The organism is Aliarcobacter faecis, from assembly GCF_013201705.1.
Classification (GTDB): Bacteria; Campylobacterota; Campylobacteria; order Campylobacterales; family Arcobacteraceae; genus Aliarcobacter; species Aliarcobacter faecis.
In genome coordinates this window covers 41276-57112 of sequence record NZ_CP053838.1, presented here as the reverse complement: position 1 = coordinate 57112, position 15837 = coordinate 41276, and the positions used below count along the sequence as shown (strand labels likewise).

The 15837-nt window shown below is 23.5% G+C and carries 16 protein-coding genes; 13 read left to right on the top strand and 3 right to left on the bottom strand.

The features are described 5' to 3' along the window. Positions 1–55 precede the first annotated feature (55 nt). The gene (dgt, locus tag AFAEC_RS11775; protein WP_026806332.1) at positions 56–1501 is read left to right on the top strand and encodes a dGTPase; all 1446 of its coding nucleotides are present in this window, start codon (positions 56–58) and stop codon (positions 1499–1501) included. Between the two features lie 62 nt (positions 1502–1563). On the opposite strand, the gene AFAEC_RS11770 is transcribed toward dgt, so the two are convergent. The 3 genes from AFAEC_RS11770 to AFAEC_RS11760 all read right to left on the bottom strand — a co-directional run bounded on the left by AFAEC_RS11770 (position 1564) and on the right by AFAEC_RS11760 (position 5120). Continuing rightward, on the bottom strand, positions 1564–2322 hold the full coding sequence (locus tag AFAEC_RS11770) for an N-acyl amino acid synthase FeeM domain-containing protein (protein WP_026806331.1): 759 nt from the start codon (positions 2320–2322) through the stop codon (positions 1564–1566). 220 nt (positions 2323–2542) lie between these two features. Next, a complete protein-coding gene (locus tag AFAEC_RS11765; RefSeq protein WP_051489038.1) occupies positions 2543–3226 on the bottom strand; it encodes a response regulator in 684 nt (227 codons plus the stop codon). Between the two features lie 64 nt (positions 3227–3290). Continuing rightward, positions 3291–5120: a 7TM diverse intracellular signaling domain-containing protein gene (locus tag AFAEC_RS11760; protein WP_148294540.1), complete on the bottom strand. Its 1830-nt coding sequence runs from the start codon at positions 5118–5120 to the stop codon at positions 3291–3293. 248 nt (positions 5121–5368) lie between these two features. Between AFAEC_RS11760 and AFAEC_RS11755 the strand changes: the two genes are divergently transcribed. The 12 genes from AFAEC_RS11755 (at position 5369) to AFAEC_RS11700 (ending at position 15569) form a co-directional block, all read left to right on the top strand. Next, complete coding sequence (locus tag AFAEC_RS11755) at positions 5369–5971, top strand: hypothetical protein (RefSeq protein WP_026806328.1); 603 nt, start codon at positions 5369–5371, stop codon at positions 5969–5971. A 114-nt stretch (positions 5972–6085) separates the two neighbouring features. Next, positions 6086–6790: a hypothetical protein gene (locus AFAEC_RS11750; protein ID WP_026806327.1), complete on the top strand. Its 705-nt coding sequence runs from the start codon at positions 6086–6088 to the stop codon at positions 6788–6790. 25 nt (positions 6791–6815) lie between these two features. Continuing rightward, complete coding sequence (locus AFAEC_RS11745; RefSeq protein WP_225442422.1) at positions 6816–7463, top strand: hypothetical protein; 648 nt, start codon at positions 6816–6818, stop codon at positions 7461–7463. Positions 7464–7945: 482 nt separating this feature from the next. After that, complete coding sequence (locus AFAEC_RS11740) at positions 7946–8938, top strand: hypothetical protein (RefSeq protein ID WP_026806325.1); 993 nt, start codon at positions 7946–7948, stop codon at positions 8936–8938. Between the two features lie 14 nt (positions 8939–8952). After that, positions 8953–9192, top strand: a complete 240-nt coding sequence (locus tag AFAEC_RS11735; protein WP_026806324.1) for a hypothetical protein — start codon at positions 8953–8955, stop codon at positions 9190–9192. Between the two features lie 192 nt (positions 9193–9384). Beyond that, on the top strand, positions 9385–10674 hold the full coding sequence (locus tag AFAEC_RS11730) for a hypothetical protein (RefSeq protein ID WP_026806322.1): 1290 nt from the start codon (positions 9385–9387) through the stop codon (positions 10672–10674). Between the two features lie 3 nt (positions 10675–10677). Beyond that, a complete protein-coding gene (locus AFAEC_RS11725) occupies positions 10678–12135 on the top strand; it encodes an alpha/beta hydrolase family protein (protein ID WP_026806321.1) in 1458 nt (485 codons plus the stop codon). 13 nt (positions 12136–12148) lie between these two features. Next, positions 12149–12508 (top strand): hypothetical protein, encoded by a 360-nt coding sequence (locus tag AFAEC_RS11720; protein ID WP_026806320.1) that lies wholly within the window; start codon positions 12149–12151, stop codon positions 12506–12508. Continuing rightward, positions 12508–12684 (top strand): hypothetical protein, encoded by a 177-nt coding sequence (locus AFAEC_RS11715; RefSeq protein ID WP_154656345.1) that lies wholly within the window; start codon positions 12508–12510, stop codon positions 12682–12684. The genes AFAEC_RS11720 and AFAEC_RS11715 overlap by 1 nt, the downstream gene beginning before the upstream one ends. Positions 12685–12899: 215 nt before the next feature. Then, complete coding sequence (locus tag AFAEC_RS11710; RefSeq protein WP_026806319.1) at positions 12900–14486, top strand: type II toxin-antitoxin system HipA family toxin; 1587 nt, start codon at positions 12900–12902, stop codon at positions 14484–14486. Positions 14487–14559: 73 nt separating this feature from the next. Continuing rightward, the gene (locus tag AFAEC_RS11705) at positions 14560–14814 is read left to right on the top strand and encodes a helix-turn-helix domain-containing protein (RefSeq protein WP_225442421.1); all 255 of its coding nucleotides are present in this window, start codon (positions 14560–14562) and stop codon (positions 14812–14814) included. A gap of 338 nt (positions 14815–15152) precedes the next feature. Further along, the gene (locus tag AFAEC_RS11700) at positions 15153–15569 is read left to right on the top strand and encodes a DUF6166 domain-containing protein (RefSeq protein WP_051489036.1); all 417 of its coding nucleotides are present in this window, start codon (positions 15153–15155) and stop codon (positions 15567–15569) included. Positions 15570–15837 lie beyond the last annotated feature (268 nt).

Below are 15837 nucleotides of genomic sequence, written 5' to 3'. Positions count from 1 at the left end.
AAAAACTTGATGTTTTTGGAATGATGAAGATTTTAGAGAAATTAAAGGATATTCAATGATTAATTATAAAGAAAGATTAACAACCGACAGAGAACTTAATTCATATAGTGATATTGATATAAGTGTAGAAAGTGATCGAGGAAGAATATTTTCATCTGCAGCTTTTAGAAGACTGCAAAAAAGAACTCAAGTTTTTGCTTTGGAATTAAATGCTTCAATTCGTTCACGACTTACTCACTCTTTAGAAGTTTCACAAAATGCAAGATATATTGCTAAAACAATTTTAGAAGAGTTAAAAAAAGATAGATTAGAAACTTATGGTTTAGAAGATATGGAAAATGCATTTATTTCTACCTCTGAAATGACAAGTTTGATTCATGATATTGGTAATCCTCCTTTTGGTCATTTTGCTGAAGAAACAATAAATAAATGGCTTAAAATAAATATTTTACCAAAACTAGAAAGTTTTAAGTCTAGTACAAAAGAGATAGAAGATTTAAAAAGTATCTTAAAAAGTGATATTTGTAATTATGATGGTAACGCTCAAGCAATAAGAATAATAACAAAACTTCAAAGACTAAATTTATCATATTTTCAAATAATTGCTGTTTTAAAATATACAAGAGGAGCTTTTGAAAATAAACCAGATAATTCAGATTCATTAAATTATCTTAAAAAGAAACCAGGATTTTATTATAGTGAGAAAGATTTAGTTGAAAAAATACAAACTACATTAAATATAAAAGCAGGGCATAGATTTCCAATAACTTATATTATGGAAGCAGCTGATGATATCTCATATTTAACAGCTGACCTGGAAGATTCTGTTGAAAAAGGAATTTTATCTTTAGATGAAGTATATAATATTATTACAAGTGAATGTACAAAACAAAATGAAGAATTTTTATTAGAAATTATTAATAAGCAGTATGAAAAGGCAAAGAAGAATGATGAACCATATCAATTTAATATGTTTTTTACTTTTTTAAGAGTTACTCTTGTCACAAATTTTGTAAAACATGTTTCTAATGTATTTATAGAAAATCATCAAGTAATATTTGAAGGAAGTTTCAACCATGCACTTTTAGAGTATGATAAAACAAGTAAATATTATAAAGCTCTAAAAGTTTTAAAAGATATCTCAACTAAATATATTTATCAAAATAAAGAAGTTCAAACTTTGGAGCTTCAAGCTTATACTATTTTAAATGGTTTATTTGATGTGTATAAACCAATTCTAGAATTAACTACTAATGATTTTTCAAAACTTTTAAAAGATGAAAAAATCGATTGTTTTATATCAAAGCGATTAATAAAAAGAATCTCTTCTAAACAAATAGTTGCTTATAAAAATGATATTAAAAAATTAAATACTGATAATATTGAAGAATATAATATTTTAGAATTCTATTATAGAGTTAGATTAATAATTGATTATATTAGTGGAATGACAGATGATTTTGCCCTTGAAGAGTATAAAATATTACATGCAATAAAATAGAATTTAATTATATTTAAAATTTTAACCCTTATGTAATATATCTATAACATAAGGGTTAATAATTATTTTAAAAAAGTTTTTTTAAAAAAATCCGAAGCTTCCCTAGGATTCCAACTTAAAATTAATGCATCTAAGTCTAAATTACCATAATTATCAAGTTCTTGAATAATATTACTTCCACCAAATCTTTCATAAAGTTTATAATGATCTTTCTTGATGCCTAAAAAAGTCATGTCAATATCATTTAAAATAAATAATAAATAAGCTCCTTTCATAAGATATTTAAATTCAAGATTTAATCCTTTTTTTTCATGTTTAACTATTAATCTTGATAGCTCTCCTATTTTGTTATATTGTTTTCTAATATTATCAAAACTAAAGATTTTATCTGATGGTAATTTATTTTCTGAATCAAAAATTAATCTAGTGGTTCCACTTATATTTTGATCATTTTTATAAAAGATGATAGCAGAGTTTTTATCATAAATATCAAGGTTTAGACCATCAATTAAATCAGGAAACTCTTTTTGATAATTTATATTTTGATAAACATCACTTCTTAGTTCAAATACTTTAATTAAATCTTCAGCATTTGTTACAATACTTAAATTTTTTAAAGAAGAATCCCAATTTATTTTCTTATTAAATGATATTGTTTCTTCAACAATCTCTTCAAGAAACACCCTTTTCGTAAGCAATTCAATTATATATTTTTGATTATTGTTAAAATCATCAGACATATAGCTTAGAGTTTTACTAAAATTTAAAACAAGTAACTTTTGAAGTTCTTGTAAAGCCAGATTTTTGTTTATGTTTGTCATATTTATCCTTTAAATTAATTTAAAGGTAAATTTCTCATAAAATTGTCACATTTTTGTCACAAAAAAGTAAAAATTTTAATTTTATATATTTAGGATTAGGAATTAGAGATTTATTATGAAGTAATAGATTTATTTATAATTAGTTAATTTATATAAATTAATGATTAAAAAAAATTATTTTAATAGATTGAAGAATAAAGTGCAGTAGAATATAAAATATCTAACTAAAATTTATTTTGTAGCCTATTGAACTAACAGATTTAATTATCTTATGATTAAATTTACTGGTTGTTCTATGCATTAAAGTTCTTAATGTACTATCAGATATTTGTTTATCAAACCAAATAAAGTTTTCTATCTCAGAAAATCTTACTACTTCACCCTTTGCTTTGATTAATATTTCTAAAAAAAGCCTCTCATTTTTTGTTAAATCAATTTCTTGATTTTTAAAATAAACTTTTAAATATGGTTCAAGAGAGTAATAATATTCGTGCGATAATTTATATTTTCCATTTTCATCTATTTTTTCACTTCTTTTTTGTAATTTATAAGTAGCAATATTCATACTGCTTTTTAAGTCATTGCGATTAAATGGTTTTACTAAATAAGCAAATGGTTCAATTTTCGCAGCTTTATCAAGAGTTTCATCATCACAATATGCACTCATAAATATAATAGCAGTGTTACTATTTTCAATTATCTTTTTTGCAATATCAATACCATTAAGGCTATTTTTTAGAAAAATATCCATTAATATAATATCTGGCTTATTTTTTGAAAAAGATAATAAGGCTTCTTCATAAGAAGTTACAATATCTGTAACTTCATAACCCAATTTTATTAAAGTACTTTGTGTATCAAGTGCAACAATTGTCTCATCTTCAACAATTAAAATTTTTATCATATTTCTCATCTTTTAATTTTAAATATTATCATATAATAATTTAATCACATTTTTGTCACAAAAGCTACTCTTTCCATCTTAATTTTACTTTTACACCTTCATTGGTACTAATATTCATTTCTGCTTTAAGTTGTTTTTTTGCTAGAGTTTCAATTAAAGTAAGCCCTAAAGAACTTTTTTTAATATTTGGATTATATCCTTTTCCATTATCACTATAAACAAGTTTATATTCTTTGTTTTTACCAAAAAAAGATATATTTACAATGCCTGATTTATTTTCATCAAAAGCATGTTTAAAACTATTTGTTAATAACTCATTTAATATTAATCCACAGTAAATAGCTGATTCAGAGCTTAAATTACAATTTATATCATATACAACATCAATATCATGCTCAAAGCTTTGTTTTATTTCAGATATTATCTTCTCAAAATATTCATTAGCATCAACAAAGGTAATAGTATCTTTTTGATAAAGAAGCTCATGTAAATGACTCATTGCACTAATTCTATTTTGAATTGTTGTTAAAAGTATATTTATTTTAGAATCATTAATTTCGTCATTTTGCAATCTAATTAAAGATATTATAGTTTGCATATTATTTTTTACTCTATGGTTTAGCTCTTTTAGTAAAATCTCTTTTTCTTCGAGTGCTATTATTAAGTTATTTGTTTTATTACTAACTATTTTATTTAATCTAGCTTCATTCTCTTTTTGTTCAGTAATCAAACTTAGCTGCATTTTTTCTTTTTCATCTTGTAATCTTTTTATTCTATTTGCTAAAGCAATAGAGAATACTAAAGCTTCTAATATAAAAGCTATTTCAATAATATAATAAGATGATAAATCATCTTCTATTATTCCAGAGCTTGATAAATACATTAAAGAACCAGCAAAAAGTATTGCTGTCCAACCAAATAATATTAATTTTGCTTGTTCATTTCTCTTTAAAAAAGCATAAAAAGTTATAAAAAATAGATACAGCATAACCAATATAGATATAACATTTCTATATGGTTCAAGGTAGTTTGTAAATATAAACAATATAACAGATGAAACTAATAGCGCAATTAATATATTTAATATGAAATTAATTTTTGGATATTGATTTATTTGAAGAAATGATTTTGAAAAAAGTGCTAAAAATAAAACTGGAAGTGCTATAAAAATTGCTGCATATCTAACAACATATTCCATAAAAGCTGAGTCAAATAGATATAAATTTGCAAATCCAACATAAAGCAAATGATGGAATACTAAAGTGATAATATATCCAACATAATAAAAATAACTAATATCTTTTATCATAAAATATATTGATAAATTATATAGTGCTAATACTATCATTCCACCAAAAAAGAGGCTTAGAATTATTTGTTGAATTATCTCTTGTTTGTAAAAAGCTTCATAAGAATAAAGATTTAATTTTAAAGATAAAGAGGTTTTTTTTGATGAAGCTTCAATATAGTAAGTTTTTGTCTCATCTTTTTCTAATTTTATATGAAAAACTGGGTTTACAGATTTTCTTTCTATACTTTTATTTAGTAATCCTTCGCTCTCTTTTAAATTATTGTTTTCATAAAAGTTAATATTTGTTACTAAAGGATTATCAAACTCTATTATTTTTAAAATAGCTTCATTTTCTATATTGTGAAGTGTAAATTTAATCCATACTTTAAAATCTGGTGAATAACCAAATTTTTTAGTTGAGGAGTCTATTTTTGAAAAACTAACTTTATTTTCTATTATTTTATCAATTGTTAATTTTTTTGAATAGTCAATAAATATCTCTGAAGAGCTTAAAATATCTATATTTGAAGATTTATCAATATCAATATTAGTGGCACTTAAATAGGATAAAAATAGCATAAAAATCAGTAGTGTTTTTTTCAATATTCCTCTATTTGTCTGTTTTATTTGTATTTTCTAATTATGCCTTAAATGATATAAATTATAATTTATCAATATATTTTTAGTTTATTTACTAAATAAATATTGAAATAATAAGTAATACAACGATAGAATGAAAAGATTAAGATATAGATAAATTGTAACAAAAATGTGACTAATTCTCGATACAATTGTTTCGTTAGTTTTATATGTTTACTATATAACTACGCTACACAATGGGAAAACATAAAATGAATAATTTTATAATAAAAATATTTTTTTTATTTATAACTTCTCTTTTAACTGGTTGTTATCATAAATATAAAATAGATAATACATCACAAAAAGAGAGTTATAAAACTTTAAATGAGTTATCTGTTGTTATTGAACAAACTGATACTAAAATCATAAATGCACAAAGAACAAATGTACACTATGTAAATTGGGGAAATGGAATAGGAATGTCACCAGTGTTTACATTTAGTGAACCTTTAATCTCTAATGAAAGTTGTAAATCTTTAAATAAAATCTATTTTAATAAGATTAAAAATAAACTACCAAATCTAATACAACTATTTGAAGATAAAAATATAATAGTCAATAACAATCAAGCAACAAAAAAATTAACTATAACTATAAAAGAGTATAACTGTACTAATAATATTATTTATCTACAAGCTTCTTTATTTGAAGATAGAAATCTTATTTATCAAAACTTATTTGTTTTAGATAGTTACTCTAATTCAAACTCTTTTAAAACTTTTTATAAAGATGAAAAAAGGGATATTAATAAGTTTTTTAAAGTTTTAATTGAAGATTTAGAAAATAGTATGAAATTTCCTCTAAAGAAATAGATATTAAATAATTTTATAAAATCAATAAATGTGACGAAAATGTGACATCTTTTTGATATAGTTTTTTAAGTAACTAATAATTAGTTTCATAAAAAACACAAGGGGAAAACATAGATGATTAAAATAGTTAAAATAATTGTTGTTGCATTAACTACAATATATTTATTTAGCGGATGTTCTGGTAAATTACCACCAAAGAATTTTTCTTTACATAAAGAAACAGTTCAAGACATTAAACAAAAAGATATAAATATACAAGTATCAAATGTAAAATTAACTGGAGATGCTTTAAATAATAAATATATGTATTTTGTTTTGATTGATGAAGAAGAGATTAAAACTCATTTATTAACTAATATAAATAAGTTTTATATAAACAATCCTTTAAATCAAAAGTTTTATAAAATAGATATAGATATGGATTTTAAAAGAGAACTTAAAAAAGAAGGTATATCAACAACAATAAATGCAACATATAATGTTTCTGATACTAATCAAGTCATAAAACCTATAAATATAGTTTCAACTTATGTAGCGGAAGATACTGCTACTTTTGGGAAAATAATGGGAGCAGCTATGATACAAGTTTTTACTGGAGTACCTTATATTGGGGAACAAAATAATACACATCTTAAATATGATAGTTTAGAAAAGACAGCTTATGCAGAAGATGATACTGTTGTTTTGACAGCTTACGATGCTAACATTCGACTAAACACTTCATATACTGGAGCTATAAGACTAAATTTTGCTAAGTTTTTACAAAAGTTTAATGAGCTATTAAATAATGAAAGCCAGATATTAGCAATAAAAAATTAAAAATTAATAAAAAAAGGTTGATAATATGTATGGTAAATTAATGAATGAAGCCTTAAAATCTATAATTGATAATAAAAATGCTCTATTTAAAGCTCTACTTATTCCTACTTTAGTTTTAGTTGGTATAGATATATTTCTTCCTAGTAGTTTTTTAAGTAACGGAGAAAAAATCAATTTTGAAGATAATAAATTTATATTCATTTCTTTTATTATATTATCTATAATTTTAAATATTGTTATGGCAGTTTCTGTTCATAGAATTATTTTAATAAAAGATGATATTTCATCTTTAGAGGCAATTATGCCAACACAAACATTACTCAAATTTTTCCTAAAATCAGTGTGGATTGGACTTTTAACTGGATTGATTTTTGGGATTTTAATTGCTATTTTTCTTTTAATAAGTATAGTAACAGAGCAGTTTACTCAAAATAAATTTTTAGTAGGAGTTATTTCTTACTTTTTATCTGCTTTATTAACAATGATAGCTTTTAGTAGATTTTCTATGGTTCTTCCAGCTACTGCAATAGATGAAAAGATGAGTATTTTAGATGCTTTGGCTTTTACAAAAAATTATAAACTCTTATCTTTATTTATGGTTACTATCTTTCCAACAATTATAGCTATTTTAATTGCATTGGTTTATGGTTTAATTATAGGATTTTTAACTTGAGTTGTATCTGCTCATCTTTCAATTTTATATGTATTTTTAAATGTATTTATTACAGTTTTAGTTATTAGTTGTCTATCTGTAACATATTCATATATAAAAAATGAGATAAATGAAAAATCTTTGAAAGATAAATATATAGAATAAAGTATTAAAAAATATATGATAAAAAGTAATTTTAATTTAAAAAAGAGTTAAGTAGTAAATAATATAAAACTGTAACAAAAATGTGACAATTTAGTGATAGAATTTTCACAAGGCATAAAAATAATATTTATACAAGGGAATAATATAAAAATGGGGATTTTTACTAAATTTAAACTTATCAGTATACTAACTATTTTTAGTTATATGGCTAATATAATTTCTATAAATAAACTACAAAATTTAAAAATCATCAAATATTTTGCAAATTCAATAAATTATGATAATTCTTTAAAAAATATTTTATATTTGGAACTAAAAGAAGTAAGGTTATAAGCAAAATGGTTAAACAGTTAGTTAGAAAAATATTTCAAATAAAAAATTTAAAATTAAGAATTTTTATATTAGTAACTCTTGTTTTAGGTTCATTAGCTATTTTTCAATATGAAATTCAAACAAAAATAATAAAAGAAATGTTTCAACCACAATTATCTTCAAATCCAGAAGCAACAGAACATTTTATGGATGCTATGGGAGTAGCATCTTATATTGAAAGATTACATAATTTTGTGAATTATGATAGTTTTTTGATGAAACCATTGTTATATAAAATGAATAAAGATTATGAAAAAGGAAAATCATTGCTTCCAGAAACTTCTGCAGAAGATGTATTTTGGTATATGCTACTTTATAGAAAAATATATGGAATAGGGGCTATGACATCAAATAATGATAACTCTCTTCGCTATGATAAAGACTTTAAAACAGAAGAAGACTATACAAAATATTATGAAGATATCTTAAATAAAATTACAAGATTAGGAACACTTGATTTTGAATATGATGCACCTCTTATAAGAGATAATAAGTTAAGAATGATGAATATGCTTCTTACGGAATATTTAGATTTAGTTAATAGATTTACATATGATTATTTGATAGAGAAAAAATCTAATTTAATATTAGAAAAAAAATATTTAGATGATATAAACAGTGTTTATAATTTGTATAAACATTATTTAATAAATAATGATGATAAACGACTAATTGATAATAAATATTTTGAGATAAGGATATTATCATATTTATTAAATATAGATAAGTATCAAACTTTGAAAGTAGATTGTCAAAATCTAAAATATAAAGAATTATTTAAAAATATAAGAGAGATTGAAAATTTTCGTATAAATTTAAAAATAGAATATGATAAACCTTTATTATCATATATATTTAATCAAACTTCATGGTTAAAAAATTTAGTGAAATCATTAAGCAATTGTGATAGTTTAAAAGAAGAAGTATCACAAGTTCTTAAAATTTTAAATAAAGAGTAAGTAAGGAGTATAAAATGTCAACTGATACACAATTTGAAGAGTTAATAATAGGTTTGTCTAAAGAAGAATTAGCAGCATTTGATTATCTTTGTAAAAATTTAGATTATGCTTCTACTATAGGAAGTGTTGTTATTGGGAATAATGATTTTTCAAATATAGAGAAGATAGCTATTTCAACTTCAACAACAGTTGTAGGACAAAATGTAGGTGAGTATATATTTTGGGATAAGAATAATATTTATACAAGGGAATAAGATAAAAATGGGGATTTTTACTAAATTTAAACTTACAGAGGTATTAAGTACCTTTTGCTATCTAGCTAATATGATTTTTATAAATAAACTACAAAATTTAAAAATAATCAAATGTTTTGCAAATTTAATAAATTATTATAATTTTTTAAATAATAAAGTTCAATATAATATCTTAGGTAAGGAAAATATAAAATGAAACCTTATATTAAAGTATTTTTATCACTTTTAATAGTATCTGTTTTTTGTGGGTGTAGTGCTACAAAGTTATCAAAATATGACATTAAAGAAACATATTCAGAAAAACAAGTATTAGTTTATGACAAAACTATTAATTTACCTACAAAAGGATATATAGGTAATATCCAATTCTCTCCAACAAATAAAGATGAATTAACTATAGTATCAATAGATAAAATAGAATATGGGTCATATCGAACTGACCATTTTATGGTTATAGATTTAAAAAATGGAAAGTTAAAAAAAGATATAAAACTTGACAAAACTAAAGATACTTATGATGTAGAGTTTATTAAATATTCAGATGATGGTAAAAAACTTTATTTAATGAAGATTTATGAAAAAGTTCTTAAAAATATATGTCAAAAAAATATTACAGTTTATGAGACACCTGAAAAAACTACTTTTGAAAAAAAATGTGAAGATAGACTTGTAACAGAACTTATAAAAGATAAATTTACCATTTTAGATTTAGAGACAGGGCAACTATCTCCTTACTATAGCTACAATTGTGATGAACTTATACCTAAAGAGTTAAATAATAATGAAATAGAATCTTATTGCGATGTATCTCTTAATTCACCAATTAATACAACTTATTTTTATTCTGGCAATAAAAAGCAAAATAAAACTAGTAAAGGTATTGCTATATATGATAAAAATAGTTTTAAACCAAAAAAGCTTATTACTTTAGATGATAAATTAGATACAGAATTTAGAATAGAAGTTGTAAGTGAAGATGGACAATATATACTTTTTAAAAAAGACTTTCGTGATAATAATGAAAAGTTTAAAAATAGTCAATATTCAGTATATGATTTAAAAAACAATAGAGTCATTCATAATTTTGATACTACCTTATGGATGACTGGAAGAGCATTTATAGACAAAGATAATTTAATTTTTACATATAGTACAGATTTCACTGAAATTGGAAATACTTTGTATTCTAAAAAGCATTTAAGTATTCTAAATCTAGTTACAAATGAAAAAAAGATTTTTTCTGATTGTGGGGAGAGTGGAGGAAAATGTTATTTAACTGAGGGTATTTATAACTTAAACGATAGGTATATAATGTGGAGAGATTATTCAAAATATCATATTTTTGATAAAAAAGATATGAAAATAGTTCAAGAGTTTAATGGAGCAAAGAAATTTGCAGTAAGTAGAGATTTTAAAAGAGTTGCTTTTTATACAATCATGCCTAATGAATTACATCTATTTGATATAGTACAAGGAGAGTAAATTATGGCAAAAATTATTGATATTGCAAATTTTGCAAATGATGCTTATGAAGTTGAATCTAAATTAAATCTACCTAGTATAGACTTTAAAAAACTGGATGTAAAGTATGATGGTTCAAATGGCTTTCAAGGTTCTGCTTATTTTAATTCTAAAACAAATGAGTTAGTTGTAGCTTATGCTGGTACAGATTTTACTAGTATAAAAGATTTAAAAGCTGATTTAGGAATAGGACTCAATCTTGCTATTGGTCAAACAGATAATGCTAAAGATTTTTTAAGTAGAGCTTTTAATAATGTTACTGAAAATTTAGGAGTTAATTCAAATAATATTAATGTTACTATTACTGGGCACTCTTTAGGTGGATACCTAGTTCAACAAGTAATGGATAATCCTCCAATAAACTCCGAAAATATAGCAGGAGTAGTTTTTAATTCACCAGGTATTTCTAGTGATAAATTTTTACCAAATCTTATTTCAATATCTGATGCAAATGACCCTGTTACAGGAATTGGTGGAGGTATAATTACAACTAATCATATAACTCTTGGTAATACATCTGGTCCTTTAGCTGCACACTCTATGGATAATATGATTAATACTTTGGAAGAAAGACCTTTTATAAGCAATCTTGATGTAAAAGGTATAAATAACTTAGAGCCAGATATAAAAAGTGTTGTATTTAAAGATTCTGAAAATTCTATTGTTTATATAACAGAGAAAAAAGCTGAGTTTTATAAAAAATTAATAGAAAATAATCCAGAACTAATTAGAAAGTTAGAGATAGAATATAATAATCAAAAAGCAGTTAATGCTGTAAAAGATTTTAATAATGGAAGTCAAGATTTTGGTGAAGTTATAAAATGGGTATCCAATTCTCCAAAAGCTATTTCAGAATTTAAAAGTATTTTAGAAAAAAAAGGAAATGATAATTTACTTAAATATATTCAAGATGAAAATAGTTTTAAAAATGCACCGAATGAGATACAAAAAGTAATTGTTTTAGAAACTCAAGAAGGTAATGCTTTATCGACTCAATTAGGTACATCTATAGGTGGAAGTATAGGAAGTGTTATTATTGGGAATAATGATTTTCCTAATATAGAGAAAATTGCTATTTCAACTTCAACAACAGTAGTAGGGCAAAATGTAGGTGAATATATATTTTGGGATAGTAAAAATGGGAATGGTAGTGGAGCATTTGATGATATAGGAGCAGATTTCAAAAATACACTTCAAGGAGCAGTGGTATCCTTTGCTCTTTCATCATTCTTTGCTAAAAATGATACTCTATCAGATATTTTAGGAATGGATGGAACATTTATTGGAGGCTTAGTTGATTTCACAGTAAGCTATACACTTGGATATTATGGTTCACAAGCTGTATCAGAACTTTTTGCTTCTTTAATATCTATAAATAATATAGATTATAAAAATAATAAAATATTTAAGAATGTAGCATAAACAGGAGTTTAATATGAGTTTATTAACTAAAGAATGTGAAGTGTGTGGAACAAAAATTAGAAAATTACAAAGTATATGGAATATTTATTTATTAAAAACTGGAGTAAATATAAAATGCCCAAATTGTAATTTAAAATATAAAACATATAAAAGTATTTCATTTTTTGGTTCCTTCTATACTTGGAGTGGAGCTTCTTTTTTGGTTTTTATTATAACTGTACCAATATTTTGGGATTTTCTTGAAAATATTTTTAATTTAAAATTAGGAGCAGAGGTTTGGATATATACGTTTATTGTATTGAGCTTAGTTGAGTTTATAATAATGTTAGTAATATCTCTAAAAAGAACAGTAAATAATACAAGGAATAATTGATGTCACAAATTGATAAAAAAACTGCGATTGAACATGTTAATGATTTTTTTGAAGGTATTTATGATACAGCTATTAAAGCACCTATTTCTTTTGGTGATTTTCTAGCTAGAGTATCTGGATATAGAGATTACCAATTTACACAAGGAAGTGTATTGACAATCAATACTCATAGTTGATTGATTTAAGATTTAGTTTCTGCTTAGATTCAAAGTTAATTAGCGAATTAAGTCAATTAATACAATAATTTATAAAAATAATCAGATAGAAAATCATTTAAGCATATTACGAAACTTATTAAGAATAAATTAATACAATATTGTTTTTTTTCTAAAATAAATGTATAATCTTAAAATAATATAAAACATATTCGCAATATGCTTAAAGGAAAAATATGAAGTTAAAACCAATAATTACAGCTATTCTTGAAGAATTACATATGGAAAATAAATTTGTTAGCTTAAAATTTTTAATTAATAAATTAGATAAATATAAACCTAGTCCAAGAACATTACAAAGTATTTTAAAAGAGCTAATAGAGTGTAATAGAGTAATAACTCAAGGTAGTGCATCTACAACTGAGTATGCAATTAATGATGTTATCTCAAACTACAGAAGATTTGAATTTATTTATGTTGTTAAAGATAATGAAATTGCAGGTATTTTATTTAAATTAAGTGATAGATATAGGTTTTATTACGATAATGAATTTTTGATAAACAAATCGAAGCCTATTCCTAGCCTAGACTTACAAATATTACCATTTGATTTTAATAATATCCCTGCAGTGTTTGAAGAAAATATACCAGAAGGGATTAATAGAGAAATATTAGAAACAACTTCAAGAGTGGCTGATGAATTCCAAATATTAACAATGTTGGAAGATAACATAGGTGATTTGTCTTTTACTAAAACAAGAGAAATAGTAAAGAATAAAAGCTCAAATCCACCTTATTTATCATCTTTAAATGAAATTTTAGGTTCTAATCCAAAAATTAATGTTTTAAAAGATTTAGTAGTGGATATTGAAGATGAGATACTATTTCCTGATGGTTATGATATCTCAAAATTAGAAATAAAAAAAGCTCACGGTATATCTGGATTTCAGTATAAAAAATTGGTTAATATAGATACAGATAATAAAAAGATAGTGCTAGATGATTCTGCACACGCATATATACTAAAACCATATAGTAAGCCAAAAGCAAATAAAGATAATGAAAACTATTTTCCTCATATATCTTTAAATGAACATTTGTTTATGTCATTTGCTAAAAATACATTAGGTTTTAGAGTTCCATATAGTGCAATTGTAAAAAATGAAAATGATGAAGAGTACCACTATATTGTAAAAAGATTTGATAGACTTGGATTGTATAGATATGCTAAATCTACATTCGCAGTTTTTTTGGGATTAAGAAGTGATAACAAGTATGATACAACTAGCGAAAAACTTTTTGAAAGAATAGCAAAAGAGATAATAAATCCTTACGAAAGAATGGAGCTTTTGAAACATTATGTTTATTCTGTAATTATTCAACATGAAGATATGCATACAAAAAATTTATCATTGATATATGACAGAGAGTTAGTTTTTTTTGCTCCTTTATATGATGTAGCGTGTACAGGATTCTATGATACATCAAAAGGTTATGATTCACATTTAACTATAAATGGAAAACAATCAAATATTAGACCAAATGATTTTAAACCATTATGCGAAAGATTAAAAGTAAATTTTAAAGAATTTAAAAAAGAAGCTCATACAATTGCAGAATTATATGAAAGGGAGTTACCTAGTTATATAGAAGAGATTAAATCTTTAGGATCAATTCCTTTTTATAGAAAAATTCAAAAAACAAAAATAGGTGAGGGTACATATTTGAAAGTATCAAAAGAACCAATTGAGTTTCATGAAGTATTAAGTAAGTTTCATAAAATGAGAGTAGAGCATTTAAAAGAACATGGTTGGATTATTTAACAATTTTTTATAAATTGTTAATACTTTTAAAAAGTAAGTGTGATAACATATTATGAAAAAATAGGTATTTATATTGATTAAAAACAGCGAATTCTCCAAAGATGATATTCAAAAGATTTATAAAACTATAGGTAAAAATGTAAAAAGAATTAGAGAAGAAAAAGGTATAAGCCAACTTAATCTTGCTATGGCAATAGGACATAAATCAGTTGGAGTTATTTCTAACTGTGAATTATGCCTACAAAATAAACATTTCAACATTGAACAATTAATCAAAATTGCTGATGTATTAGAGGTGAATATTAAAGACTTTTTTGAGAGTATTTAGATTTTTATATCTTCAAATTAATTTATAAAAAGAATATATAAATTTAATAACACATAAACAGGGTTATCTAACAGATCACTAATTCTAATTTTATCTTGAATTTTAGTAATAAAAAGACCGTTTTATAAAGGGTTAAATTTTGAAGATACTACAAAAGGTACAGGTTGTTGAACTTGTCATTTTAACTTAGATACTTTTAAATTTTTATATTACCACTCCAAACAATAAATAATGGCTCTAGAGATAGACCTTATTCTGAAAAAATTAGAGTTTTTTAATTATGCTTCTTGATGTTAAGTGATTCTGCTATAAAATCAAATTTGAAAAAAAGGAAAACAATGGAATTACCATCAATAAATTTATTCTCTTTTATTTTTAATTTAAAAAAAGAAAAACCAAAAAATGGATATTTTTTAGAATTTAATAAAAAAGGATCTGAAGATTCTAGACATCATATATTTAAAGAGAATAAAGTGATAGACTCAAGAATAGATTTAAAAAATATTTCAATGGGTGTTCTTTGGGGATACAATGGTGCTGGTCCAAGACAAGCTGCACTAGCAATACTTGCTGATTATAAGAATGATGAATTTGCTTTAAAACATTATGAGCAGTTTGCTATTGATGTTATCAATAAACTAAAATATGATAGAAATGATTTTTTGAAATTTACTACTATCCAAGATTGGATTGACAATCTTCATTTTACAGCTGATTATGCTGAATTAGAAGATGATAAAAGTGAGAAATACTAAATGATTAAATATTTGAAAGAACAAATTACAATAAGTAATATACATATAAGAATTTACCATGACTAAAACTAATCTGATTAATAAAATAAATGAACTGTCACCTGAAATGAGAATTTTTTTAGAACAAAGATTAAAGACACACTTAATAGAGATTGACAATGAAGAGTATGTTACTAACTTAATTAATTCTCAAAAATTAATGTTAGAAAAATATCATTTATATATATTATTTATTTATTTATTTTTAGGCTATCTTGTATATAATGTA

What these genes read in the sequence shown, in the direction of transcription:
- AFAEC_RS11755 (WP_026806328.1), top strand. Translation starts at nt 5,369, where the DNA reads ATGAATAATTTTATAATAAAAATATTTTTTTTATTTATAACTTCTCTT.
- AFAEC_RS11770 (WP_026806331.1), bottom strand. Translation starts at nt 2,322, where the DNA reads ATGACAAACATAAACAAAAATCTGGCTTTACAAGAACTTCAAAAGTTA.
- dgt (WP_026806332.1), top strand. Translation starts at nt 56, where the DNA reads ATGATTAATTATAAAGAAAGATTAACAACCGACAGAGAACTTAATTCA.
- AFAEC_RS11700 (WP_051489036.1), top strand. Translation starts at nt 15,153, where the DNA reads ATGGAATTACCATCAATAAATTTATTCTCTTTTATTTTTAATTTAAAA.
- AFAEC_RS11730 (WP_026806322.1), top strand. Translation starts at nt 9,385, where the DNA reads ATGAAACCTTATATTAAAGTATTTTTATCACTTTTAATAGTATCTGTT.
- AFAEC_RS11765 (WP_051489038.1), bottom strand. Translation starts at nt 3,226, where the DNA reads ATGATAAAAATTTTAATTGTTGAAGATGAGACAATTGTTGCACTTGAT.
- AFAEC_RS11750 (WP_026806327.1), top strand. Translation starts at nt 6,086, where the DNA reads ATGATTAAAATAGTTAAAATAATTGTTGTTGCATTAACTACAATATAT.
- AFAEC_RS11740 (WP_026806325.1), top strand. Translation starts at nt 7,946, where the DNA reads ATGGTTAAACAGTTAGTTAGAAAAATATTTCAAATAAAAAATTTAAAA.
- AFAEC_RS11745 (WP_225442422.1), top strand. Translation starts at nt 6,816, where the DNA reads ATGTATGGTAAATTAATGAATGAAGCCTTAAAATCTATAATTGATAAT.
- AFAEC_RS11725 (WP_026806321.1), top strand. Translation starts at nt 10,678, where the DNA reads ATGGCAAAAATTATTGATATTGCAAATTTTGCAAATGATGCTTATGAA.
- AFAEC_RS11710 (WP_026806319.1), top strand. Translation starts at nt 12,900, where the DNA reads ATGAAGTTAAAACCAATAATTACAGCTATTCTTGAAGAATTACATATG.
- AFAEC_RS11720 (WP_026806320.1), top strand. Translation starts at nt 12,149, where the DNA reads ATGAGTTTATTAACTAAAGAATGTGAAGTGTGTGGAACAAAAATTAGA.
- AFAEC_RS11735 (WP_026806324.1), top strand. Translation starts at nt 8,953, where the DNA reads ATGTCAACTGATACACAATTTGAAGAGTTAATAATAGGTTTGTCTAAA.
- AFAEC_RS11715 (WP_154656345.1), top strand. Translation starts at nt 12,508, where the DNA reads ATGTCACAAATTGATAAAAAAACTGCGATTGAACATGTTAATGATTTT.